Here is a 22,675-nt window from a genome sequence, read left to right as displayed (position 1 = left end):
CAAAGCCTTAATGGCTGATATCCTATGTTGTGGATGATTCGCCTCCTTTCAATGCTTTGTCTAGAATGTGGGCGTCAAAAGGCGGGGAGCCGCTTATACCCATTCCTTTGCAGCGTTGAAGCACCTATGAAGATAACCTGCCCAAATTGTGCGACAAGCTATCAGGTCCCCGATGATTATATCGGCGCTGAAGGGCGGTCCGTGCGTTGTTCCAGTTGCGGGGAAACCTGGCATGCGGAACAGACCCCTGAACCGAAGCCTGAAAAGGCACCTGACCCCAAACCTGCCCCAAAGCCAGCGGCAAAAGAACCCGAGGCGCAACCTGCTGAGGGAAAGGAACAAAGTCAGGACGATATCGATGCCTTGTTCGACAGCCCTTCTGGCGGTGGCGAAGAGCAAAGTCAGGATGATATCGACGCTCTGTTTGACAGCCCGTCTGGTGGCGAGGAACAAAGTCAGGATGATATCGACGCTCTGTTTGACAGCCCCTCCGGTGGCGAGGAACAAAGCCAGGACGATATCGACGCGCTGTTTGACAGCCCGTCTGGTGGCGAAGAGCAAAGTCAGGATGATATTGACGCGCTGTTTGACAGCCCGTCTGGTGGCGAAGAGCAAAGTCAGGATGATATTGACGCGCTGTTTGACAGCCCCTCAGGAGGCGAGGAGCAGAGCCAGGACGATATCGATTCCCTGTTTGATGAGCCTGCTGGCAAGGCGGAAAAAGCTGAAAAACCCAAGAAGCCCCAGAAAGCAGAGGCTTTGCCCGCAGGAGAGTCTGAGGACGGGGCAGATGATGCTGCGGCCGATGATGAGGATTCCAAGCCCTTTGTCGTGAAGGGAGACGGCGGGGATGATTTCCAGCCTCCTGTGGTCGATCTTCTGGATGCCGCTGCTTTTGAAGCGCAAAAGAAAGTCGCGCGCGGCGGAACAGAAGCCCGGGCGCGCAGTCGGCGGCGCAAGGCGCGCGCCAAAAAGCAAAAGGGGGGAGCTGGCGCCAGCCGTTCAGTGAAAAAAGAGTGGGTGATGGGTAGCGCTGCTCTTGCCGCCACGGTGATTTTGCTGGGGGCTCTGTTTATGGCGCCTCAATTCTGGGTGAAACGCATTCCGGACCTCGCTTCTCTTTATTCCATGTTTGGAATGGATGTGAATGTGGTCGGTGTCGATATCGAGATGGTTGACGTGCGTCTTGAGCAGAAAAGCGGGTCACCAGTGCTCGCCATCGAGACCGAACTGGTCAATCCGGGCACTGAACCTGTGATTCTTCCCTCTGTGGAGTTTTCCGTCCTTGGCAAGGAGCGTCTTGAGCTTTATTCATGGACCATCGGACCGGACCATGTGGGCCTCGGGCCGGGTGAGCGCAAACTGATCGAGACGTCGATTGCTGCGCCCGCGCAAGCAAGATATCTCTCGATGCGCGTGTTCAACGAATAGATCATCATAGGCCAGGCCATCTGACAGAGTCTGAGTCTGAAGGGAAGCCGGAAAAATTCATGACAGATACCATTGAAGTCCTCTATGACGAGGCGACACTCGCCAGCCGAAATCAGGAACTGGCAAACGCCATCGCAGAGGCTGGTTATAAAAATCTGCTCGTTATTGCGGTCCTCAAGGGAAGCTTTGTATTTGCAGCTGATCTGCTACGCTCTCTGTATCGCGCCGGTGTTCCGCTGGAAGTGGAATTCATGTCGCTCTCCAGCTACGGCTCTGGCACCAAATCTTCAGGCAATGTGAAAGTTGTGCGGGACATCGAGGTGATCGTGAAGGATCGCGATGTGCTACTGATTGACGATATTCTGGAATCCGGGCGCACTCTGGCCTATGCCAAGAATCTGTTGCAGGAACGTGGCGCCAATCGCGCAGACATTGCCGTTTTGCTCGATAAGCCGGGCAAAAGGGTCGCCGATCTTGATGCGGAATATGTCGGTTTTGAATGCCCTGACAAATTTGTTGTCGGTTATGGAATGGATAAGGCACACTCATACCGGGAAGTGCCTTTTGTTGGCTATCTGGAAGAAAACGATCAATAAAATCAGATAATTGAATGTGATTTATGGGTAAGGGCGCAGGTCGAACCGAAGGGTTGGATCTGCGCTTTTCTTTATGTGTAAACATGCCGGTGCTTCAATTTTTCCGTCCCGTTTTCGCTTTTGGTAAACCTTTTGGCTGTCAAATAGGCGAGCAAGATCGGCAAAAGATCTTGGTGTGACTAAAAAGAGTATTTTGGGGGTAAGGTTATGGCCCGAATTCTTCTTACCGAAGATGACGACGGGGTTCGCATGTTTGTGCAGCGGGCATTGATGATGGACGGGCATGACGTCAAAACCGCTGAAGACGGAACAGATGCTATGGACCTTCTTGCAGAGCATGGAGGGTCTTTTGACCTGCTTCTGACTGATATCAAAATGCCCGAAATGGATGGCATTGAATTGGCCAAGTCTGCCGCAACCAGCTGGCCGGAAATGACAATCCTGATGATGACCGGATTTGCCGATCAGCGCGAGCGCTGTGATAGCCTCGCTGCTATTGTGCATGATGTGGTGTCAAAACCCTTTTCTCTGGCAGAAATTCGCCGTGCCGTGAGAGAGGCCCTGTCTGGAGAGGCGTCTCTTGGTCCGGTTTCCATGTCGCGTGCGATGTATGGATAAGTTGGTTTCCGGCTGGAGCTTATGACAAGCGTTTAAAAAAGGGATGGCATTTGCCATCCCTTTTTACATTCAGCTATCGGTCGGACTATTCTTCCAGCCAGTCTGGCACGCTGTCCAGCGCGAGCAATTCTTCATAGCTCTTGCGTTCTCGGATGACATGCCACTTGTCGCCACTGACCAGCACTTCGGGCACCAACAGGCGGCTGTTATAAGTGCAGGCCTGCACCGCGCCATAAGCTCCCGCTGACATGATAGCCACCAGATCGCCTGAATCCATATGCGGTAGGGGACGATCCTGCGCTAGGAAATCTCCTGTTTCACAAACGGGGCCTACAATGTCCACATTCGAGACGGGGGTGTCGTAGGATGGTTCGGTTACGGGTTTGGCCTCGTGCCATGCTTCATAGAGCGTGGGCCGGATGAGATCATTCATGGCACCATCTACAATGACGAAGGTTTTGCCTTCTCCTTCCTTGCGATAGATGACCTCGGTGATCAGCACGCCCGCGTTGCCTGCGATGAGGCGGCCAGGCTCGAAATAGACCTTGCAGTCGAGATGCTTGACATGTTTCTTGACCGTTTCGGCATAGTCGCGCGGCAGAGGCGGTGGCGACTGGGTGTTCTGGTAGGGAATACCCAGGCCGCCCCCCAGATCCACATGATCGATCTCGATGCCATCGCTGCGCAATTGTTTGACCAAATCTTCAAGGCGCTCGAATGCAGAATCAAAGGGTTCCAGATGGGTTATCTGGCTGCCGATATGCATGTCGATGCCGGTGACCTTGATGCCGGGCAGGCTGTTGGCGCGTTGATATACCTTGCGGGCGCGCTTCCAGGGAATGCCGAATTTGTTTTCCGATTTTCCGGTCGCGATCTTGGCATGGGTCTTTGCATCCACATCCGGATTGATCCGCAAGGAAATGCGAGCCTCTTTGCCAAGCTCTGCAGCGATCCTGCTCAAATGCTCAAGCTCGGGCTCGGATTCGACATTGAAGCAGAGAATGTCCTGTTCCAGCGCAAAGGTCAGCTCGCGGCGGGTTTTGCCTACGCCGGAGAAGAGGATTTTTGAAGCGGGAATACCTGCGGCCAGAGCGCGACGCATTTCTCCTTCAGAGACAACGTCTGCACCAGCGCCAAGGCGTGCGAGCACCCTCAGTACAGCCTGATTGGAGTTGGCCTTCATGGCGTAGCAAAGCATGGAGTCCACATCACCAAAAGCCTCGGAAAACACCTTGTAATGGCGTTCGAGCGTGGCGGTGGAATAGACATAGAAAGGGGTTCCGACTTGCTTGGCGATGTCCGGAATGGAAACGCCTTCGGCATGCATGACGCCGTCGATATAATCGAAATGGTGCATGGCTATCTCTTTTCTTTGGGCTCTTCAGTCGCAAGCACGCGCTTTTGCGTGGCAGACGAGCGGGCATGGTTTCGATTCCGGGCGCCGGGGGGCCGTAACGTAAGGCTGTTCCTAGAGCAGAGGGTCGAGGAAGAAGTCGTCGTTGGCCGTCTTCGTCGGGGTGGCCTGAGGCTCTTGCTCGTCAACGGCTCCCTCGCTTGCCACCGGATCCTTGATGGTGCTTTGTGCATTGGTGTTGGCTGACGGGGCCTGCAGTGGTCCACGCACGCCGCAGGCAGCTAGGCTGGCCACCATGCCCAATGCGATGAGGCCGGTTGCGGCGGTTTTGACGACGGACTTTGAAAAAATGCCATGAGCCATCGCTTGATATCCCTTTTTCTTCGCATGGTCTGGATGGTGGCGGAGGTAGCGCACCATGAACGAGGCCGGGCTTTGTTGGCTCCGGCCTGTTTGTTCTTGTTGACTATTGCTTGGCTGCTTTTTCTTTTTCAAGCTTTTTCAGCCAGCTTTTTGCCTGTTTTTTAACATTGGCAGGAGCGGTGCCACCAAAAGAGACGCGGCTTCGGACGGATTTGTCGACCGAGAGCACCGAGAAAACATCTTCGGTGATGGTCGGCTCGACCGTCTGCATGTCTTCAAGAGTAAGCTTGTGCAGCTCGATATTGCGCTCGGCGGCCATGGCAACAAGGCTGCCGGTGACATGATGGGCGTTGCGGAAGGGCATGCCCAGTGTCCGCACGAGCCAGTCTGCTAGATCCGTGGCGGTGGAATAGCCAGAGCCAGCGGCCTTTTTCAGCTCTTTCACATTGGGTTCCAGATCGGCGACCATGCCGGTCATGGCTGCAACGCACAAGGACAGATTCTGCAAGGCGTCGAAGACCTGCTCCTTGTCTTCCTGCATGTCCTTGGAATAGGCAAGCGGCAGGCCCTTCATGACGATCAACAGGGCATTGAGCGCACCGATGATGCGGCCGGATTTGGCGCGGACCAATTCAGCTGCGTCCGGATTGCGCTTTTGCGGCATGATGGAAGAGCCGGTGGAGAATTTGTCCGAAAGCTTCACGAAGCGGAACTGGGCGGATGACCAGATGACCAGCTCTTCAGCAAAGCGCGAAAGATGCATGGCGCAGATGGAGGCGGCAGACAGTGCTTCAAGGGCAAAATCGCGATCGGAAACCCCGTCCAGCGAGTTGGCCGTCGGGCGGTCAAAGCCAAGGGCTTCTGCCGTCATGTGACGGTCGATCGGGAAGGAAGTGCCTGCCAGTGCAGCAGAGCCCAGAGGGCATTCATTCATGCGCTTGCGCGCATCCTGCACACGGCCCCGGTCACGGGAGAGCATTTCTACATAGGCCATCATATGGTGGCCGAAGGTTACCGGCTGGGCGCTTTGAAGATGGGTGAAGCCTGGCATGACGGCATTGGCGAACTCTTCTGCCTTGCCTGCGAAAGTGCTCTGGAGCTCAAGCAATTGTCCATCAAGGGTATCGAGGGTGTCGCGTACCCAAAGGCGGAAGTCGGTGGCTACCTGATCATTGCGCGAGCGGGCTGTATGCAGCCGTCCGGCATTCGGGCCGATGAGATCTGAAAGCCGGCTTTCCACATTCATGTGAATGTCTTCCAGCGCACGCGAAAAAGTGAAGTCCCCTGCCTCAATTTCTCCAGCGATTGTGTCTAGACCTTGTTCAATGGCTTTGGCATCATCGGCAGGCACGATTTCCTGCTTGGCCAACATGCGCACATGCGCTTTGGATCCGGCAATGTCCTGGGAGTAGAGTTTTTTATCGAAATCGATGGAAGCATTGATTTCTTCCATAATGGCGTCCGGACCTTCGGAGAAGCGGCCGCCCCACATTTTATTACTCATGATGCTTATTCCATTGATCAGATCGGTAAGTCGTGTTGCTTTATGCCATAACAAAATGGGACTGTCAGCGCCAATACTGAGGAAAGATCGTTCACTTGTGGCTCATTGTGATGATTTCCCGTCTTCGGCGGGGGTCTTGATTGAAGAAGGGGAAACAGAAATGCTTTCATTTGCTCAAAAATTCCGGCCCTTGCGTGCTGGCCTGATTTTTCTGATGGCCCTTTCCGGCGCTGTTGCCATTGCGCCTCCGTCCGTTTCCGCACAAGAAAGCTGCCCTGCTGCCAAGCAGCAGATTGAAGCCATCGATCCTATGATCAAGGGGCCGATAGCGGCACTTCAGACCAGCGGGCATCCGGTGGATTTCTCCGGACTTGTTTTCAAACGCGAGGATGGCAGCGCTTTTTCTCTTGCCGATTTCAAGGGCAAGACGGTGCTTCTGAATTTGTGGGCGACCTGGTGCGCGCCCTGTCGTCACGAGATGCCCGATCTTGATGGGCTACAGGCTGCGCTCGGGGGGGATGACTTTGAAGTGGTCACGGTGAGCCTTGATCGCAAATCGCCAGACAAGCCCCGTGCTTTTTTCGATGAGATCGGTATCGAGCATCTGACGCTTTATTATGATGAGAAAATGGCAATGTTTCCGGCCCTGCGCTCAAAGGGCATGGCGTTTGGCATGCCCTCCACGCTGATCATCAACAAGGATGGCTGCTCACTGGCGCATATGGCAGGCCCTGCTGCCTGGGCATCAGCAGAAGCGCAGGAACTCGTTAAAGCGATTGTGGAATCGGAATAGAAGGAGCGGGAGGACCTAGGGGACCGGGACTGGGGGATGCCGCACACGAGAGCGAGCCCACGCCCGGTTCTGAGCGCAGGTTTTAACGCGCAGGCCTTTGAAGGGCTGCGCGGTATTGCCGTCAGGATGCGTGTGAGCGACCTTATGCCTTGATATTGACTGCCTTGCCCATGCCTTCAGGGGCAGAGTTGCTATTCTGCATACCCTTCTGGACGAGGGCATCAAGGGTGTTGGCCATATTCATATCGGCGTTATGAGCCATCTTTATTAGGGTCGAACCCAGATCCATGCTTGACTGGGCTGCGTTGGTGTAGGCGATTGCCGCACCGGACGAAGCTACGCTGGACATCAAGTATTCTCCTTTGGGGTTACTCCTGTTTCATGGTTTGCCTTGGCCCAATTGTCCGGTAGCTCTCTTAAGACTGTGTTAAAGTGTGTTTAAATAGTTTTCTGTGTTTTTCTATATTTCTGTACAGAAAAGCCAGCCCGGATGCTGGGCTGGCTTGATGTTTGATGGGGATCGCCTGATCGCTCGGGCAAAGCCTAGCGCGTCGGGATGGGGATTTCGCTGCGATAGTCATAGAAGCCGCGCTGCGTTTTGCGCCCCAACCAGCCGGCTTCGACATATTTCACCAGCAGCGGGCAGGGGCGATATTTGCTGTCAGCCAATCCATCATAAAGCACCTGCATGACGGACAGGCAGGTATCCAGACCAATAAAATCGGCCAATTCCAGTGGCCCCATGGGGTGATTGGCCCCCAGCCGCATGGCGGTATCGATGGCATCCACGGTGCCGACCCCTTCATACAGGGTGTAGATGGCTTCATTGATCATGGGAAGCAGGATGCGATTGACGATGAAGGCGGGGAAATCTTCCGAGACGGCAACGGTCTTGCCCAAGCTCTCGACGAATTTTTCCGAAGTTCTGAAGGTCGCCTCATCCGTTGCTATGCCGCGCACGAGTTCGATCAGCTTCATGATCGGAACGGGGCGCATGAAATGCATGCCGATGAACTGTTCGGCCCTGTCGGTGGCCGCCGCGAGGCGGGTGATGGAATAGGACGAGCTGTTAGAGGCTATAAGGGCTTCGGGTTTGAGGAATGGCGTGATGGAGGCAAGAACCTTGCGCTTTGTTTCCTCATGCTCGGTGACCGCCTCAATGACCAGATCCACATCAGCCATGGTCTGCAGATCCAGCGTTGTGGTGATCTTGGCCAATGCTGCCAGTTTCTGCCCATCGGAAATGCGCCCCTTGGTGACCTGCCGCTCGAGATTGCTGGTAATTTCGACAATGGCCTCATCGAGTCTTTCCTGATTAATGTCATTCAGGAGCACATCATAACCGGATAGACCGCAGACATGAGCAATGCCGCTGCCCATTTGTCCGGCCCCAATGATCCCAACTTTCTTGATTTCAGACATTTCACTGCTCACGGATTGCTCTGCTATGGTTCTCTGCTCGTTGTCCCGGCGGCTGGAAGATGCCCAGGGCATGGCCTCCAGATGGTCGGGCAAGTTTGGCAGATTGTGCAATGCTTCGCAAATGCAAATGAATGCATGAATTGTGTGCAGCAAGTGCTAAGCGCCTTTGCTCGACAAAACTACGATCAAAGTCTGATAGTTACGCAAAACAATGGGGATAATTTGCCTGCACCGTGAGGCCGGATATGAAAAATCCCGCGCTCCAAGAGGAGCGCGGGATGACTGGAAAGACGCGTTCGTGTTTGTCACCTGACCGGTTTTGCCTGATCGGTGCGGTCATTCGGCACAAGATCAGAGGGCTTTTTCAAGCTCTGGCAGAATGTCGAACAGATCACCCACGATGCCATAATCGGCAACCTGGAAGATCGGTGCTTCTTCATCCTTGTTGATGGCAACAATGACCTTGGAATCCTTCATGCCTGCCAGATGCTGGATGGCACCGGAGATGCCTGCTGCGATATACAGCTCGGGAGCGACCACCTTGCCGGTCTGGCCGACCTGCAGGTCGTTCGGAGCGTAGCCGGCATCAACGGCTGCGCGCGAAGCGCCGATGGCTGCGCCCAGCTTGTCGGCAATCGGGGTCAGAAGACCGTTGAATTGTTCTTCGGACGCCAGGCCACGGCCACCGGCGATGATGGCTCGGGCGCTTGCAAGCTCGGGGCGATCCGATGTTGAAAGCTCTTCGCTGACGAAGGTCGTGGTGTCGGGCGCGTCAGCTGCAGCAACATTTTCGATGCTGGCAGAGCCCTCGGATGCTGCGGCTGCAAAATTGGCGGTCCGCACCGTCATGACCTTCTTGCTGTCGGCGCTTTTGACGGTCTGGATGGCATTGCCAGCATAGGTCGGGCGCTCGAAGGTGTCGGCCGAGACAATTTTGGTGACTTCGGAAAGCTGCATGACGTCGAGCAAAGCGGCGACGCGCGGCATGAAGTTCTTGCCAACGGATGTGGCCGGAGCCACGATTGCATCATATGCGTCTGCCATGGCAACGACCTGAGCAGACAGGGCTTCTGCGATATGGTGGCCAAGGGCATCGCTTTCAGCAACCAGAATTTTGGCCGCTCCGCTCAGCTTGGCGGCTTCTTCAGCAGCAGCTGCGCAATCCTTGCCAGCGATCAGGATGTCCACGTCTCCACCCAGCTCGAGCGCTGCGCTCAGGGCTTTTGCGGTGGCGTCATTCAAAGCCGCGTTGTTATGTTCGGCAATCAGAAGGGTTGTCATAATCTATCTCCTCGCTTTGCCTTAAAGCACGCTGGCTTCGTTTTTCAGTTTGTCGACCAGTTCGGCCACGCTCTCAACCTTGATGCCTGCCTTGCGGGCTTCCGGTTCTGCGGTGGAAAGCACTTCGAGGCGCGGCGCAATGTCAACGCCATAGTCTGCGGCTTCCTTGGTGTCGAGCGGCTTCTTCTTGGCCTTCATGATGTTGGGCAGAGAGGCATAGCGCGGCTCGTTGAGGCGCAAGTCAGCGGTCATCACGGCAGGCAGCTTGATCGTTACATTCTGCAGGCCGCCATCGATTTCGCGCGTTACACTGGCAACATCGCCTTCAACCTTGATGCCCGAAGCAAAAGCACCCTGGCCCCAGCCAAGAAGTGCGGACAGCATCTGGCCGGTCTGGTTTGCATCATCGTCAATGGCCTGTTTTCCCACGATGACCATGCCGGGCTGTTCTTCTTCAACAACGGCCTTGAGCAGCTTGGCAACGCCCAGCGGTTCGACGGGGGCGTCTGACTTGATAAGGATGGCACGGTCGGCGCCCATGGCCAGACCGGTGCGCAGGGTTTCCTGCGCCTGCTGAACGCCAATGGAGACAACAACGATCTCGCTGGCCACGCCGGCTTCCTTCAGGCGCACGGCTTCCTCTACCGCAATTTCATCAAACGGGTTCATGGACATTTTGACATTGGCCAGATCGACACCAGTGCCATCGGCCTTGACGCGGATTTTGACGTTGTAATCGACAACCCGCTTGACGGGTACAAGGATCTTCATGGATTAATTCTCCCATGTGAACCGGCATTAGGCCGGCTCAATTGACTTGAGCGTTGTGCAAGAGAACTGGCTTTGGCTCGCTGCGAGCGCCTGGAGTCTTTATGCTCCGCTGTGCCGTCCCTGCTGTTTGAGGCCCACGAGATCAATTTCTGATGTCTTGGGGGTCAGAAATATGATCACAGATATTATTTGGCTGACATCATTTGGAAAAGACCATCCAATATCAGCGGCTTCATTGTTTTGTTCCTGATCGGGGAGGACGGTAATGGCAGCTTTTGGGCCTGTCAACAATCCGTCAGTCTGAGACGCATGAGTTTCTGTAATGGCCCTTAAACCTTTGGGTAGTTTCACGTAGCGCGTTGGAACAGGGGGACTGTTTTTCGCTTCATAAAGGGGATAAGAATGGCTCCCGTGATCGCTCCTCCCACATGCGCCCACCATGCAACAGTGGCCTCTGTGCTGGTCAGGGAGTTGAAAAGTTGCAGCCCGAGCCAGGCACCAAGGCAGTAAATAGCGGGAATTGGAAGGGGTATGCGTCCAAGGATCAGGATCCAGACGCGGACATCGGGATGCAGCATGAGATAGGCGGCGATAATGCCCGCTGTTGCGCCTGATGCTCCTATGAGCGGCACGGGCGAGCCCCAGTTGGCTAGCGCATGCAGCAGGGCCGCCCCTGCGGCGCAAAGGCAATAGAAGACGAGAAAGCGGACATGCCCCATCGCGTCTTCGATATTGTCGCCAAAGACCCAGAGAAAGGCCATGTTGCCGATGAGATGCATCCAGCCACCATGCAGAAACGCATAGGAGATGAAGGTGCCCCAATGCATGCCAGAGGTTGGCCCGAGCAAGTCTGGAGATTGCCAAATCAGGCTGCTCGGAATGAGACCGTAGGACACTGCAAAATTTTGCAGGGTTTGGCCGTCACCCGGGCCGCCGCTGATCAGGAAAACAAGACAATTGGCAAGGATGAGCCCGAGTGTGACATACTGCCAGCGGACATAATGAAGGGCATTCCTGTCATGCAAGGGTATGAACATGCTCTGCGTGCCTCCGTTGGCCTTCTGATCTGTCGTGTCGCGCTCAGGCCTTGCTGTGGTCTCTTAACGGGTTCTTAACGATTCTGGCCGGGAACCCAGAGCACATCTGCGGTGCCTTTGTTGTTGGCCCAGCGGGCTGCAACGAAGAAAAAGTCAGAAAGACGATTGAGATACTGGATGGCCTCAGCGGATACGGGTTCGTTTTCCTCTGCGGCAAGGGCTGTAACCAGACGCTCGGCGCGGCGTGAAACCGTGCGGGCATAATGCAGATAAGCCGATGCTCTGGCGCCGCCGGGCAGAATGAAGCTCTTCAAGGGTTCCAGATCCGCATTCAATTGATCGATCTGCTTTTCAAGGCGCTCGACCTGACTGGCAATGATGCGCAGCGGTTCATAATCGAGCTTTTCGCCGCTGTCTGGTGTGCACAGATCGGCCCCCAGATCAAACAGATCGTTCTGGATCTGGGAAAGCATCAGATCCAGTTCCGGGTTATCTGCGGTTTCCAGCCGGGCGAGGCCAACAATCGAGTTTGTTTCGTCAACTGTTCCGTAGGTTTCAACGCGCAAATCGTGCTTGGGGCGGCGCTCGCCTGTGCCCAGCATGGTTGTTCCCTTGTCACCTGTACGCGTGTAGATTTTGTTGAGACGAACCATCGAAGATCTTTCCGTTTTTGGCTATGGGATTGCGGCGCTGTCACAAGCTGCGCCGTTGAATGAAATATGGTCACCAGATTGAACGAGTCGGCACATACAAAAAATGCGCCTGATGCAATGTCAGACGCACTTTAAATAGTTCCTGATCAGACGCAAGATGACGGATCGTCATTCCCTTGCTTCAAGCGGCCTTTATGTCAGGCCGTTGGCTTATCAGAATTTGTATCCGACGCGTGCGCCGACGTTGGTCAGGCCGTGGTTCCAATTGCCAAGACCGGCGTTGGAGCTATGCTCAACGGTGAGCATTACGCGGATGCGCTCATAGTCAAGACCGATGGAGGCTGATTCGTGGAACAGAGCACGGGTGCCCAGAGGCTCGCGGTCAGGGTCTGTGTTGCTCAGTTTACCATCATGAACCATGCCGCCGAAGCTGCCTTCAACGAAAACAGGGCCGTAGACCGGGAACAGCCAGCTAAAGCCGGCATAGCCGTAAGATGTCTTGCCATCCGTGTTGAGGGAAGCACCGATATGGGGGCGTGGTGTCAGGAAACGTTCCCAGACAGAGGTATTCTCTGCCGGTGTGCCAAAGGCATTGAAAAGAACTTCGGCCTGCAGATCAACCGTACCATCTTCGCGACGGGTCACGTCATGCGCCATGACGCCCATGCGCAGTTCGCTGAGAAAACCCATTTCGCCGGGTGCGGTATAATCGGCTGCGTTGGCTGCACCAGCGGCACAGGTGAGCATTAGTGCTGAAATAAGAGCGGCATGTTTCATGCTAATCGTCCAAGGCAAAGCTATTGTTTCCCCATCTTTAGCCCAAGCAAGCGGTGGATGCCACCCGAAATCGGGAAATTTTTATTCGCTCGCAGGCTTCTTCACGGCGGCGTGTTGTTTTGGTCACAGGGCCAGCCCTCGCGTTCTCGGCTCCTATTGCTCCTATTGCAGGAAATACAAACTCGCCATGACGATGACGATGGCCAACAACTGCAACAGAACACGCCAGCGCATCAATCTTTGCGACCGGTTGGGATTGCTGCCACGCATCATGTTGACGAGGCCAACAACCAGAATCAGCGCAACGGCGAGCAGAGAGACGGGAATGAGAGCGGAAAGAATCGAAGACATGCTGCACTCCTGATGCGGGGTTAAGCAACATGCGCGATTCTTCATTCTTGCAGGATGCTGCCAAGGCGCCCTTTTCGTTGATCGCGGTTTCTCTTTTGATCTCTCTGGAAAAGAGGGGTACTCACAAGGGCTTGTCGGCGCAGTCTAGCAGGAGGGCATAACCGCATGAAAGATGTCCGTTACTGAACTTTGGTTGGGCGGGATCAATCCCCATAGGCACGCAAAAAGGCATCAAGCGCTCTGGTGGGCAGAAAGCGACGCAAGACATTCATGATGTAGGTTGGCACGGTTACCATATAGCGCGGTTTCGGGTTGCGGGCATGAAGGGCGTGGTGCAGCTTCTTGTAAACCGCTTCGGGCGGCAACTCGAACTTGCCCGGCGCATCGGATTCCATGGCCTTGAGACGATGCTTGTAGCGCTCGCTATAGACGGAATTTTCTGTGTCCACCGTTGAGATGAAATTCAGGCGGGCATTTTCACGAAACTGGCTGGTGATCGGGCCCGGCTGGATCATCGAAATGGAGATGTTGCTGCCGTGCATTTCTATGCGCATGGTGTCCGTCAGGCCTTCAAGGGCATATTTCGAGGCCACATAGGCCCCGCGGAAAGCAAGGCCGGTAAGCGCCAGAACCGAAGAACAATGGATGATCCGGCCATATCCCTGACGCCGCATGACGGGGATGATCTGGCAGGTCAATTCGTGCCAGCCAAAAAGGTTGGCCTCGAACTGGGTGCGCAGTATGTCTGTCTTGAGGTCTTCCACCGCACCGGCCTGACCATAGGCGCCATTGTTGAAGAGGGCATCAAGCTGGCCACCGGTATGGTTCAAAACCGCTTCCACACAGGCCTTGATCGACTGGTGGTCGGTGTAATCCATGTAAATGGCCGTAACCCCTTCATTCTTGAGGGCCTCTATGTCTTCGATCTTGCGGGCGGTAGCAAAAACCTGCCAGCCCTCTTTGTGGAGTTGAAGCGCACAGTGGCGACCAATGCCTGAGGAACAACCGGTGATGAGGATGGAACGCTGGGTCATGATGTCTTTCGGGTAATGTCTTCAGGGCCTGGGGGAGGACGGCGCGCTTAGCAATCGCGTGGGGGTAGTGAACGCTCGGATTCTTTCGAGAATGGGTGCTTCCATTCGGGATGTTTTGTTTCTTCGTCCTTCATGGCCTTTCGCCAGTTGCGAATGGCCTTAAGGGACGGCAAGCGCGGGATATGGGCCAGCTCCCAATGGATGCCATTGATTGGGTCATTAAAGAAGGTGGCATAATAGCCCGGCGCATAAAGCGGATATTCAGCGGGTGTTTCTGTAACCGGCACGTGGTTGGGCATAAGAAACTCTTTGTGGAAGGCATCCACTTCCTTGCTGTTTTTGGCCCAGAGCGCAATGTGATGCACGCCGACAGGGCGGGCCGGGAAATCGAATTTTTCTCCGCTCTTGGCGGGCTGAATGCCGATATAGCTGTGCGGCATAGGAAAGCGGGCCATGTAATAAGTGGAGCGGTAGCCCACATCCAGCGTCCAGAAACTCTTATAGCCGAGCCAGCCAAACATCAGATCGTAAAAGGCAATCGATTTGTCATAATCGAGGACTGAAAATTCCACATGATTGATTCCGCGCCAGCGCATTGTCTTTTCCTTCCCTCTTGATCAATTAGAGTTAAACGCGCCTGAGCGCATCGGATCAAGAGCTTTTCCCTGATTGATGGCAGAGGCATGACAGGGATGTGAAAAAGCCTTATTTCGCAAGGGATGGCAATTGGCAAAATACACAAAGGGGAGGCGTGGGCCTCCCCCTCGTGATGCTGGTTGTGGCGGTTGCTCCACTGGAATGCTGGCCTAGCTGCGCGTATCCAGAAGGCGGCGCGCGATCACCTGTGCCTGAATTTCGCCTGCTCCTTCGAAAATATTGAGCACACGGGCATCGCACAAGACGCGGGAGATGGCATATTCCAGCGCGAAGCCGTTGCCGCCGTGGATCTGCAAGGCATTGTCAGCGGCGGCCCAAGCGACGCGAGCGCCAAGCAGCTTGGCCATGCCTGCTTCCAGATCGCAGCGCTTGTCGTGGTCCTTCTGACGGGCTGAATAATAGGTGAGCTGACGGGCCACCATGATTTCAGCGGCCATCATGGCCAGCTTGTCGATGACACGCGGGAAGTTGATCAGCGATTTGCCGAACTGCACCCGCTCTTGCGCATATCGAAGGCCAAGATCAAGAGCATTCTGGGCCACGCCAATGGCGCGGGCAGCTGTCTGGATGCGGGCTGCCTCGAAGGTCTGCATCAGTTGCTTGAAGCCTTGCCCTTCTTCTCCACCCAACAGATTATCCTTGCTGACTTCGAAATTGTCGAAGGCAATGTCATATTCTTTCATGCCGCGATAGCCGAGCACCTCGATTTCGCCGCCATCCATGCCTTGCGCCGGGAAGGGATTGTCATCATCACCGCGCGGCTTTTCTGCCAGCAGCATGGACAGGCCCTTATAGCCGGCTTCGGCGGGGTTGGTGCGGACCATCAGGGTCATCAGGTCAGCGCGCACAGGGTGGGTGATCCATGTCTTGTTGCCGGTCACCTTATAGGTGTCACCGTCCAGTGTGGCGCGAGTCTTCAGGCTGGCAAGGTCGGAGCCGGTGTTCGGTTCGGTGAAAACAGCGGTTGGCAGGATCTCGCCAGAGGCGATCATCGGCAGCCATTTTTCCTTTTGCTCTTCCGTCCCGCCGCACAGGATCAGCTCGGCGGCAATCTCGGATCGGGTGCCGAGAGACCCCACACCGATGAAGGCACGCGAAAGGGCTTCGGAGACCACACACATGCTTTCCTTGCCAAGCCCCAATCCGCCATAGTCTTCCGGAATGGTCAGGCCAAAGACACCCATTTCGGCCATTTGCTCGATGATTTCCATCGGGATATAGGCATCTTTGAGATGCCACTCATGGGCATGCGGGGTGACTTCGCTTTCGGCGAAGCGGTTCATTTCATCGCGGAAGGCTTCCATGGTTTCGTCAAGGCCCGCATCGCCAAAGGAGGCCGCCCCTTCTGCCGCTTCCATGAGGGCGACAAGGCGGGTGCGGATTTCCTTGGTGTTGCCTTCGGCCATAAGGCGGGCCACTTCCGGGCTCTGGGCGGCAGCGATGGTCTCGGCAGACACGCCAAAATCAGCAAGGCGCACGATTTCACCCTGCGTCATGGGAATGCCGCCAAAAATCTGTGCCAGATATTCGGCAAAGGCAAGGCGGGTGACGAGCGATTCCATCTCGCTATAGCGACCTTCATCGCTCATAGTCTTGCTATAGCCGCGCATTTCCTTGAGCGCTTCCACATAGGTGGCAAACCATGCAAGGCCGTGAGTGAGGCGCTGTTCGGCTTCCACTTTGCCAGACTTGACGCGGCCATCCTCGGCTACCTTTTCATAGACTATATCGACCAGCCCCTTGAGCAGGCTTTCACAGGTCGCGACCGCTGCGTCCATGTCGGACATCAATGTGTCAGGAATGGCGATCGGCTGGGTCTCGATGGTCAAAGACATGGTTTCTCCCCCCTGATGCAATGTCTGGCCTGCCGTTGGACTTCTCCGCCAGATGACGGCTTGAGACAGGGTGACGGGTGCAATCAATTGCTTTTATGTTGCAGTGCACATTGAAGGGCGAAGGCTATATTTGCAATAAGCCAAAGGGGTAAGGCATCAAAGACGTTCGTCTGACATGTTGCGGTGCACACGACTTTTGTCGCAGAATTTTCCGCTGTCTTTGAGGTAGAGGACGGGCCGTTGCTGTCAGCTTTTTCTGCGGCTGGCCAGAATGACGCCGAGGGCGGTGACGATCATTCCAGCCACCTGCATGGGTGTGATGGGCTCGCCAAAGAGCAGGAAGGAAATGGTCGCGGTCACGGCGGGTACGAGATAAAAAAGCGATGCGGTGTTGGAGACGGCCCCCTTCTCTATGAGCCAAAGCAGCAGGAAGATGGCGCCGATGGAAAGCACCAGCACGAGCCAAACCAACGCAAAGATGAATTCTCCTGACCAGATGATGGTCTGGCTTTCCGTTAGCAGGCTGAGGCCGCCGCAGAAGAGTGCGGCCGCGATATATTGCCAGATAGTGGCCGTGCGGATGTCCAGATTGGCTGCGAAGTGTTTCTGGTAGACCGTGCCAAAGGAAATGGCGATGACCGCCACGAGGGAGACGAGGACCTGTATCGGGGTAACAGAGAAAGCCCCGCCGCTGAGACGCGGAAGCAGCACCATGGAGATGCCTATAAGCCCGAGGACAAAGCCAAGGGCGTGGTTTTTGGTGATCTGCTCTTTCAGAACAAGATGGGCGAAAAAGGCCGTTAATACGGGCTGCAATCCGGTCATCAGGGCGAACAGGCCCGCAGGCATGCCATCATCAATCGCCCAGAAGACGCCCGAAAGATAGATGCCGTGAATCAAGAAGCCGGACACAAAGGCATGAAAGCCTTGGCGCGGATTGGGCCAGCGGGCGCGCTGGATGAGTGAAATAGACAGCAGAAGCAGCAGCACCGAGCCAAACCGCAGGGTCAGGAATGTCATGGGCTCGGAATAGGGGGCACCCATGCGCGAGCCGACAAAGCCGGTTGACCAGAGGACAACAAACAAAAGAGGGGCGAGGATCGGCAATATGCCTGCGGTTCTGGAGGTCATGGTGTTTCTTGAGTGGCAGGTCGAAAGAAAGGCTTAAAATACAGAAGCTCCAGCTTTATCCGCTGAGGGCGGAAAAGTCCAATGGGAACCGGACCGGCACGGTAAACATTGATTATGATGTGGGCTCCGGATGTCTCTCTGGGGCGATGGAGCGGATTGCTTTTTCAGGTCAGAAGCCTATAAAGGCTGCGCGCATGGCGGGACCTTTATAGCAAAACGAACAAGCATGCTGTGCTCCCTATCTGGTGTCAAACTCTGGCTGTCACATGGAGTGGGGGGTGTTTGTGGTTTCCTGTTGTTGCGTAAGGCTAATGAATTCGGATAGTTGGAAATGATGCGTCTTTGGGAATGGATAGTCGTGCCGGTCCGGATCTTCTGGCGCTTTTCAGACAATCACGGTTTTGCGCTCGCCAGCAACATTGCCTTTTCCATGCTGCTGTCCATTTTTCCCTTTTTGCTGCTGCTTACGGGTGTGTCCGTCTGGATCGGTGGCGATGCGCTGGGCAAAGTCTTGCAGGATATGCTGAGCTTACTGTTGCCGGACGCGATCGCAGATATCTTGCAGCCCGATGTGGATGCGGTAATTGCCGAGCGTACCCGCAGCCTGCTGTCCATTTCTCTGGTCGTCTTCCTCGTTACCCTGACGTCACTGGTAGAGAGCCTGCGCGAAGGGCTTAATCGTGCTTATGGCTATTATGAACGCCGGTCGATCCTGTCGCGCAGGGCGATGGGGTTGTTGGCCATCTTTGGGGCGACGGGTGTGATGATCATTGTTGCCTCGGCCCTGTTCTTTGCGCCCATCGCATGGAATATGCTCAAGCCGCATTTTTCATGGATCGAGGATTTTCAGTACACCTTCAACGTGGTGCGGTTGGGGATCGCCATTCCGCTTTTGACTCTGTTTCTGGTGGCGAGCCATCGCTGGCTGCCCATGCGTACGACCGAGTGGGCCGATCTCTGGCCCGGAGCCTTGACCACGCTTGTTTTATGGTGGTTCACGGCCGAAGCCTATTCCTACTATCTGTCGCATTTTGCCCAATATGCACGTGTCTATGCGGGCCTGGCCGGTGTTGTGGCAACGCTGATCTTTTTGCAGATCATCTCCATGATCTTTCTATATGGCGCCGAGGTGAATGCCTGGATTATTCGCTGGCGCCGCATTGAGCGCAGCAAGCATGCCAAGCCCTATCCTGATCCTGATGAAAAGACAGCCATGCCGCCGCCGGAAGAGCCGGCCAATGACTATTAGGGCCCGAGCAGGCGTGTGTGGGGGCATATGCTCATAGGGTGATGTTGAACAATTTGCGGGAAAGAAAAAGCCGGGATATCCCGGCTTTTATCTGTCTGCTTTCCAGATTGGCCTTGCCTGTTAGGAGCTGCGGCTGGCTAGAATGGTTTCTTCCAGAGTCTTGAGGCCCGTTCTGGTCGCATTGACCATGCAGGACATGTTGCCCGGCTGATGCTTGTTGCTCAGCATCAATTCATGTGCCTTGGGGATTTGCTCCCATGTGAAGACGTCTGACATGCAAGGATCGATATGGCGATCGATCACCATCTGGTTGGCGGCCATGGCCTGTTTTAGGTGGGCAAAGTGGGAGCCCTGAACGCGCTTTTGATGCATCCAGACATAGCGGGCATCCATGGTCAGGTTGAAGCCTGAGGTTCCCGCACAGATGACCACCATGCCGCCGCGCTTGACGACGAATGTGGAGACCGGCATCGTGGCTTCACCGGGATGCTCGAAGACCAGATCGACATTCTTGCCCTTGCCGGTATATTCCCAGATGGCCTTGCCGAATTTGCGCACTTCGGCAAACCAGTCGGCATATTCGGGGGAGTTCACCTTGGGTAGCTGGCCCCAACAATGGAAATCCTTGCGATTGATGACACCCTTGGCTCCAAGGTTCATGACAAAATCGCGCTTGCTTTCATCGGAGATGACGCCAATGGCATTGGCGCCTGCTGCGGCTGCAATCTGCACGCCGAAGACACCCAAGCCACCCGAAGCACCCCAGATCAGCACATTCTGACCAGGCTTCAGCTCATGAGGCATATGGCCGAACATCATTCGGTAGGCGGTGGCGAGGGTCAGCACGTAGCATGCGCTTTCTTCCCAAGTGAGATGCTTGGGGCGGGGCATCAGCTGCTGCGCCTGAACCTTGGAGAATTGGGCAAAGGAGCCGTCTGGCGTCTCATAGCCCCAGATGCGCTGTGTGGGCGAGAACATCGGGTCGCCACCATTGCATTCCTCGTCGTCGCCGTCATCCTGATTGCAATGGATGACAACTTCGTCGCCGACTTTCCAGTTGCGGACCTTGCTGCCAACCGCCCAGACAATGCCGGAGGCGTCAGACCCTGCGATGTGGTAAGGCTGCTTGTGCACGTCGAACACGGAGACCGGTTCGCCAAGGCCCGCCCAGATGCCATTATAGTTGACACCGGCGGCCATGTTCAGAACCAGCACTTCGTGGCTGTCCAGTTCCCATGTTGGCACCACTTCGACCTGAAATGATTTTTCCGGTGGCCCGTGGCGTTCGCGGCGGATGGCCCAGGCATACATTTCTTTTGGCACATGGCCCAACGGTGGAATTTCTCCGATTTCATAGAGATCCTTCTTCTCACCGGTTGTGCCTTGGGCAAGCAGGTCCTCAGTCATTGGTGCTCCTCCCGATCATTACGAACTGTCTGCGATTCTGATTATGTTGCGATGCAGCAAAAATGGGTGAGCTTGGTCCCATTTTATGGTGCGATTGCGAAATTATCCAAAATTATTGGGCCAGAAGATATAAGTCTTATTGCCAATTTGCATTTTGCGTGTGCGAAGAGACACTCGGAGCTTGAAGAGAGGCAATCTCTCCTGTGGCTGTCTTGAGGGGCATGAAGAACGGGAGAGTAGAGGGGAAAAGCCGTAAGACCTTGTCTCAATTGAGCTGTCCGGATGCGTTTGGCAGCGGCCTGACAGGGAAGGGCTCTGAATAGGGGTGGAGCCCGTGCGGCCTTTGCGGGAGGAGAGTAAAATGAGTGGCGCAGAAGCTATAAACAAAAGTATGGAAGTTGCCGGTGCCAAAAAATCCGTGTCCGGTCAGGAAAAGGACCGCCCGTGGATCTTTCGCACCTATGCGGGGCATTCAACCGCCAAGGCATCCAATGCGCTGTACAGGAACAATCTGTCCAAGGGGCAGACGGGTCTATCGGTCGCCTTCGATCTGCCGACCCAGACGGGCTATGATCCGGACCATCCGCTGGCGCGTGGTGAAGTGGGCAAGGTTGGTGTGCCTATTGCCAATATCGGCGATATGCGGGAACTGTTTGACCAGATACCGCTCGATCAGATGAATACCTCGATGACGATCAATGCAACGGCTGCCTGGCTGCTGGCGCTCTATATAGCCGTGGCTGACGAGCAGGGAGCTGACAGAGCCAAGCTTGCAGGCACTACGCAGAATGATCTTATCAAGGAATATCTCTCGCGGGGGACCTATGTCTTCCCGCCCAAGCCATCCCTGAAGCTGACAACCGATATCATCGGCTTTACCTACAGCCATATGCCCAAGTTCAACCCGATGAATGTCTGCTCCTATCATTTGCAGGAAGCGGGCGCGACACCGGTGCAAGAGTTGGCCTATGCGCTGTCAACGGCGATCGCCGTGCTGGATGCCGTCAAGGCAAGCGATGTGCTCAGCGAAGAGGACTTCCCAAAGGCTGTGGGGCGCATTTCCTTTTTCGTCAATGCGGGCATGCGCTTTGTGACCGAAATCTGCAAGATGCGCGCCTTTGCGGAATTGTGGGATGAGATCTGCCACGAGCGTTATGGGGTGGAAGAGGAACGCTATCGCCGCTTCCGCTACGGAGTGCAGGTCAATTCGTTGGGGCTTACCGAACAACAGCCCGAAAATAACGTCTACCGTATTCTGATCGAGATGCTGGCGGTGGTGCTGTCCAAGAATGCCCGCGCCCGCGCGGTTCAGCTTCCCGCCTGGAACGAAGCGTTGGGCTTGCCCCGCCCGTGGGATCAGCAATGGTCTTTGAGGATGCAGCAGATCATGGCTTTTGAGACAGACCTTCTGGAATATGGGGATCTGTTTGACGGGTCATCCGCGATTGATGCCAAGGTCAAGGCGCTCAAGGCTGAGGCCCGCGAGGAAATGGTCCGCATTGAAGAAATGGGCGGCGCGATTTCGGCCATTGAATCAAGCTATATGAAGCAGAAGCTCGTTGAATCAAACGCCAAGCGCCTTGAGGGGATCGAGAGTGGTGAGCAGGTTCTTGTCGGCGTCAACAGATATCAGGAAAGCGAGCCTTCCCCGCTCTCATCCGGCGAAGATAGTGGCATCCTGACCGTTGATCCAGCTGTTGAAGAGGAAGCCATTAACAAGATCAAGGCTTGGCGCGAGGCGCGCGATGATCTTGCTGTTGAAGATGCGCTGACAGCTTTGCGCGAGGCGGCCGAGGCCGGGGCCAACATCATGGAGCCTTCCATTTCTTGCGCCAAGGCAGGCGTGACAACCGGCGAATGGGCCGCCGTGTTGCGAGATGTTTTTGGGGAATATCGAGCGCCAACCGGCGTTGGCAAATCCGCTCGCATGGAGGGGGACGATGTTTCCGATGTACGCGAAGCGGTCAACAAGGCCTCTGAAACGCTTGGGCGGCGCCTCAAGATTTTGGTCGGCAAACCGGGCCTTGATGGTCATTCCAACGGTGCGGAGCAGATTGCCGTGCGGGCGCGGGACGCTGGCATGGAAGTTGTCTATCAGGGCATTCGCCTGACGCCGGAGCAGATCGTCAATACCGCGCTTGAAGAGGGTGTTCATGTGGTTGGTCTATCCATTCTGTCCGGTTCGCATCTGGCACTGGTGGGCGATGTCATGAAACTGATGAAGGAAGCCGAGCTCGATGATGTGCCGGTGGTGGTGGGGGGGATCATTCCACCTGCAGATGAGGAGATCCTCAAGGGCTATGGAGTTGCGGCCGTTTACACGCCGAAGAATTTCCAGATCAACGAAATCATGAAGAATATCGCCGAGCTGGTGACCTGAGCCTGTTTTAAAACAAGCCTCCCAGCATATG

The 22,675-nt window shown here is 55.3% G+C and carries 22 protein-coding genes; 6 read left to right on the top strand and 16 right to left on the bottom strand.

Going from position 1 to position 22,675, the window contains the following annotated elements; all coding sequences use genetic code 11:
* Window positions 1-126: 126 nt before the first annotated feature.
* The 3 genes from BM258_RS15940 (at window position 127) to BM258_RS15930 (ending at window position 2,645) form a co-directional block, all read left to right on the top strand.
* Window positions 127-1,431: a zinc-ribbon domain-containing protein gene (locus BM258_RS15940; RefSeq protein ID WP_175528114.1), complete on the top strand. Its 1,305-nt coding sequence runs from the start codon at window positions 127-129 to the stop codon at window positions 1,429-1,431.
* A 59-nt stretch (window positions 1,432-1,490) separates the two neighbouring features.
* The gene (hpt, locus tag BM258_RS15935) at window positions 1,491-2,027 is read left to right on the top strand and encodes a hypoxanthine phosphoribosyltransferase (RefSeq protein WP_090073949.1); all 537 of its coding nucleotides are present in this window, start codon (window positions 1,491-1,493) and stop codon (window positions 2,025-2,027) included.
* Between the two features lie 207 nt (window positions 2,028-2,234).
* On the top strand, window positions 2,235-2,645 hold the full coding sequence (locus BM258_RS15930) for a response regulator (RefSeq protein ID WP_090073947.1): 411 nt from the start codon (window positions 2,235-2,237) through the stop codon (window positions 2,643-2,645).
* A gap of 85 nt (window positions 2,646-2,730) precedes the next feature.
* Here the strand turns inward: BM258_RS15930 and lysA are convergent, their stop codons facing one another.
* The 3 genes from lysA to argH form a co-directional block, all read right to left on the bottom strand.
* Window positions 2,731-4,002, bottom strand: a complete 1,272-nt coding sequence (gene lysA, locus BM258_RS15925; protein ID WP_090073945.1) for a diaminopimelate decarboxylase — start codon at window positions 4,000-4,002, stop codon at window positions 2,731-2,733.
* Between the two features lie 111 nt (window positions 4,003-4,113).
* Window positions 4,114-4,362, bottom strand: a complete 249-nt coding sequence (locus BM258_RS15920; protein WP_139229295.1) for an LptM family lipoprotein — start codon at window positions 4,360-4,362, stop codon at window positions 4,114-4,116.
* Between the two features lie 103 nt (window positions 4,363-4,465).
* Window positions 4,466-5,866 (bottom strand): argininosuccinate lyase, encoded by a 1,401-nt coding sequence (argH, locus tag BM258_RS15915; RefSeq protein WP_090073941.1) that lies wholly within the window; start codon window positions 5,864-5,866, stop codon window positions 4,466-4,468.
* 160 nt (window positions 5,867-6,026) lie between these two features.
* On the opposite strand from argH, the gene tlpA reads away from it, so the two are divergent.
* Window positions 6,027-6,659 carry a thiol:disulfide interchange protein TlpA gene (tlpA, locus tag BM258_RS15910; RefSeq protein WP_244544728.1) on the top strand — a complete coding sequence of 211 codons (633 nt, stop codon included), beginning with the start codon at window positions 6,027-6,029 and terminating at the stop codon, window positions 6,657-6,659.
* 142 nt (window positions 6,660-6,801) lie between these two features.
* Here the strand turns inward: tlpA and BM258_RS15905 are convergent, their stop codons facing one another.
* From BM258_RS15905 to BM258_RS15845, 12 genes are all read right to left on the bottom strand, one after another.
* Entirely contained in the window at window positions 6,802-7,008 is a 207-nt protein-coding gene (locus tag BM258_RS15905) for a hypothetical protein (RefSeq protein ID WP_090073939.1), read from the bottom strand.
* A gap of 194 nt (window positions 7,009-7,202) precedes the next feature.
* Window positions 7,203-8,081 (bottom strand): 3-hydroxybutyryl-CoA dehydrogenase, encoded by an 879-nt coding sequence (locus BM258_RS15900; RefSeq protein ID WP_090074135.1) that lies wholly within the window; start codon window positions 8,079-8,081, stop codon window positions 7,203-7,205.
* Window positions 8,082-8,432: 351 nt separating this feature from the next.
* Window positions 8,433-9,362, bottom strand: coding sequence for an electron transfer flavoprotein subunit alpha/FixB family protein (locus BM258_RS15895; RefSeq protein WP_090073937.1), 930 nt, complete (start codon window positions 9,360-9,362; stop codon window positions 8,433-8,435).
* Between the two features lie 21 nt (window positions 9,363-9,383).
* Window positions 9,384-10,133, bottom strand: coding sequence for an electron transfer flavoprotein subunit beta/FixA family protein (locus BM258_RS15890; protein WP_090073936.1), 750 nt, complete (start codon window positions 10,131-10,133; stop codon window positions 9,384-9,386).
* 347 nt (window positions 10,134-10,480) lie between these two features.
* The gene (locus tag BM258_RS15880) at window positions 10,481-11,170 is read right to left on the bottom strand and encodes a rhomboid family intramembrane serine protease (RefSeq protein WP_090073933.1); all 690 of its coding nucleotides are present in this window, start codon (window positions 11,168-11,170) and stop codon (window positions 10,481-10,483) included.
* Window positions 11,171-11,244: 74 nt separating this feature from the next.
* Entirely contained in the window at window positions 11,245-11,823 is a 579-nt protein-coding gene (locus tag BM258_RS15875; protein ID WP_090073931.1) for a cob(I)yrinic acid a,c-diamide adenosyltransferase, read from the bottom strand.
* Between the two features lie 213 nt (window positions 11,824-12,036).
* The gene (locus BM258_RS15870; protein WP_090073929.1) at window positions 12,037-12,600 is read right to left on the bottom strand and encodes an acyloxyacyl hydrolase; all 564 of its coding nucleotides are present in this window, start codon (window positions 12,598-12,600) and stop codon (window positions 12,037-12,039) included.
* A 162-nt stretch (window positions 12,601-12,762) separates the two neighbouring features.
* Window positions 12,763-12,951 carry a twin transmembrane helix small protein gene (locus tag BM258_RS15865; protein ID WP_090073928.1) on the bottom strand — a complete coding sequence of 63 codons (189 nt, stop codon included), beginning with the start codon at window positions 12,949-12,951 and terminating at the stop codon, window positions 12,763-12,765.
* A gap of 203 nt (window positions 12,952-13,154) precedes the next feature.
* The gene (locus BM258_RS15860; RefSeq protein ID WP_090073927.1) at window positions 13,155-13,985 is read right to left on the bottom strand and encodes an SDR family oxidoreductase; all 831 of its coding nucleotides are present in this window, start codon (window positions 13,983-13,985) and stop codon (window positions 13,155-13,157) included.
* A gap of 47 nt (window positions 13,986-14,032) precedes the next feature.
* Window positions 14,033-14,581, bottom strand: coding sequence for a VOC family protein (locus tag BM258_RS15855; RefSeq protein ID WP_090073925.1), 549 nt, complete (start codon window positions 14,579-14,581; stop codon window positions 14,033-14,035).
* Between the two features lie 210 nt (window positions 14,582-14,791).
* Window positions 14,792-16,477, bottom strand: coding sequence for an acyl-CoA dehydrogenase family protein (locus BM258_RS15850; protein WP_210186777.1), 1,686 nt, complete (start codon window positions 16,475-16,477; stop codon window positions 14,792-14,794).
* A gap of 246 nt (window positions 16,478-16,723) precedes the next feature.
* Entirely contained in the window at window positions 16,724-17,608 is an 885-nt protein-coding gene (locus tag BM258_RS15845) for a DMT family transporter (RefSeq protein ID WP_090073923.1), read from the bottom strand.
* 331 nt (window positions 17,609-17,939) lie between these two features.
* Between BM258_RS15845 and BM258_RS15840 the strand changes: the two genes are divergently transcribed.
* Window positions 17,940-18,857 carry a YihY/virulence factor BrkB family protein gene (locus tag BM258_RS15840; protein WP_090073921.1) on the top strand — a complete coding sequence of 306 codons (918 nt, stop codon included), beginning with the start codon at window positions 17,940-17,942 and terminating at the stop codon, window positions 18,855-18,857.
* A 120-nt stretch (window positions 18,858-18,977) separates the two neighbouring features.
* Here BM258_RS15840 and ccrA read toward each other — a convergent pair whose 3' ends face one another.
* Window positions 18,978-20,264, bottom strand: a complete 1,287-nt coding sequence (gene ccrA / locus BM258_RS15835; protein ID WP_090073919.1) for a crotonyl-CoA carboxylase/reductase — start codon at window positions 20,262-20,264, stop codon at window positions 18,978-18,980.
* Window positions 20,265-20,655: 391 nt separating this feature from the next.
* Between ccrA and BM258_RS15830 the strand changes: the two genes are divergently transcribed.
* Window positions 20,656-22,644: a protein meaA gene (locus BM258_RS15830; RefSeq protein WP_090074132.1), complete on the top strand. Its 1,989-nt coding sequence runs from the start codon at window positions 20,656-20,658 to the stop codon at window positions 22,642-22,644.
* The last annotated feature ends 31 nt before the right edge of the window (window positions 22,645-22,675 follow it).

Origin of the sequence: Cohaesibacter marisflavi, assembly GCF_900115225.1 — a bacterium.
Lineage (GTDB): Bacteria > Pseudomonadota > Alphaproteobacteria > Rhizobiales > Cohaesibacteraceae > Cohaesibacter > Cohaesibacter marisflavi.
This window is presented reverse-complemented; position numbering and strand designations above follow the sequence as displayed.

Bases quoted from the DNA above. Each gene is read 5' to 3' on its own strand.
- BM258_RS15905 (WP_090073939.1), bottom strand. From the start codon at position 7,008: ATGTCCAGCGTAGCTTCGTCCGGTGCGGCAATCGCCTACACCAACGCA.
- BM258_RS15895 (WP_090073937.1), bottom strand. From the start codon at position 9,362: ATGACAACCCTTCTGATTGCCGAACATAACAACGCGGCTTTGAATGAC.
- BM258_RS15860 (WP_090073927.1), bottom strand. From the start codon at position 13,985: ATGACCCAGCGTTCCATCCTCATCACCGGTTGTTCCTCAGGCATTGGT.
- BM258_RS15855 (WP_090073925.1), bottom strand. From the start codon at position 14,581: ATGCGCTGGCGCGGAATCAATCATGTGGAATTTTCAGTCCTCGATTAT.
- BM258_RS15940 (WP_175528114.1), top strand. From the start codon at position 127: ATGAAGATAACCTGCCCAAATTGTGCGACAAGCTATCAGGTCCCCGAT.
- argH (WP_090073941.1), bottom strand. From the start codon at position 5,866: ATGAGTAATAAAATGTGGGGCGGCCGCTTCTCCGAAGGTCCGGACGCC.
- BM258_RS15850 (WP_210186777.1), bottom strand. From the start codon at position 16,477: ATGTCTTTGACCATCGAGACCCAGCCGATCGCCATTCCTGACACATTG.
- tlpA (WP_244544728.1), top strand. From the start codon at position 6,027: ATGCTTTCATTTGCTCAAAAATTCCGGCCCTTGCGTGCTGGCCTGATT.
- BM258_RS15870 (WP_090073929.1), bottom strand. From the start codon at position 12,600: ATGAAACATGCCGCTCTTATTTCAGCACTAATGCTCACCTGTGCCGCT.
- BM258_RS15890 (WP_090073936.1), bottom strand. From the start codon at position 10,133: ATGAAGATCCTTGTACCCGTCAAGCGGGTTGTCGATTACAACGTCAAA.
- BM258_RS15880 (WP_090073933.1), bottom strand. From the start codon at position 11,170: ATGTTCATACCCTTGCATGACAGGAATGCCCTTCATTATGTCCGCTGG.
- BM258_RS15875 (WP_090073931.1), bottom strand. From the start codon at position 11,823: ATGGTTCGTCTCAACAAAATCTACACGCGTACAGGTGACAAGGGAACA.
- BM258_RS15830 (WP_090074132.1), top strand. From the start codon at position 20,656: ATGGAAGTTGCCGGTGCCAAAAAATCCGTGTCCGGTCAGGAAAAGGAC.
- ccrA (WP_090073919.1), bottom strand. From the start codon at position 20,264: ATGACTGAGGACCTGCTTGCCCAAGGCACAACCGGTGAGAAGAAGGAT.
- BM258_RS15920 (WP_139229295.1), bottom strand. From the start codon at position 4,362: ATGGCTCATGGCATTTTTTCAAAGTCCGTCGTCAAAACCGCCGCAACC.
- lysA (WP_090073945.1), bottom strand. From the start codon at position 4,002: ATGCACCATTTCGATTATATCGACGGCGTCATGCATGCCGAAGGCGTT.
- BM258_RS15840 (WP_090073921.1), top strand. From the start codon at position 17,940: ATGATGCGTCTTTGGGAATGGATAGTCGTGCCGGTCCGGATCTTCTGG.
- hpt (WP_090073949.1), top strand. From the start codon at position 1,491: ATGACAGATACCATTGAAGTCCTCTATGACGAGGCGACACTCGCCAGC.
- BM258_RS15900 (WP_090074135.1), bottom strand. From the start codon at position 8,081: ATGTCTGAAATCAAGAAAGTTGGGATCATTGGGGCCGGACAAATGGGC.
- BM258_RS15930 (WP_090073947.1), top strand. From the start codon at position 2,235: ATGGCCCGAATTCTTCTTACCGAAGATGACGACGGGGTTCGCATGTTT.
- BM258_RS15845 (WP_090073923.1), bottom strand. From the start codon at position 17,608: ATGACCTCCAGAACCGCAGGCATATTGCCGATCCTCGCCCCTCTTTTG.
- BM258_RS15865 (WP_090073928.1), bottom strand. From the start codon at position 12,951: ATGTCTTCGATTCTTTCCGCTCTCATTCCCGTCTCTCTGCTCGCCGTT.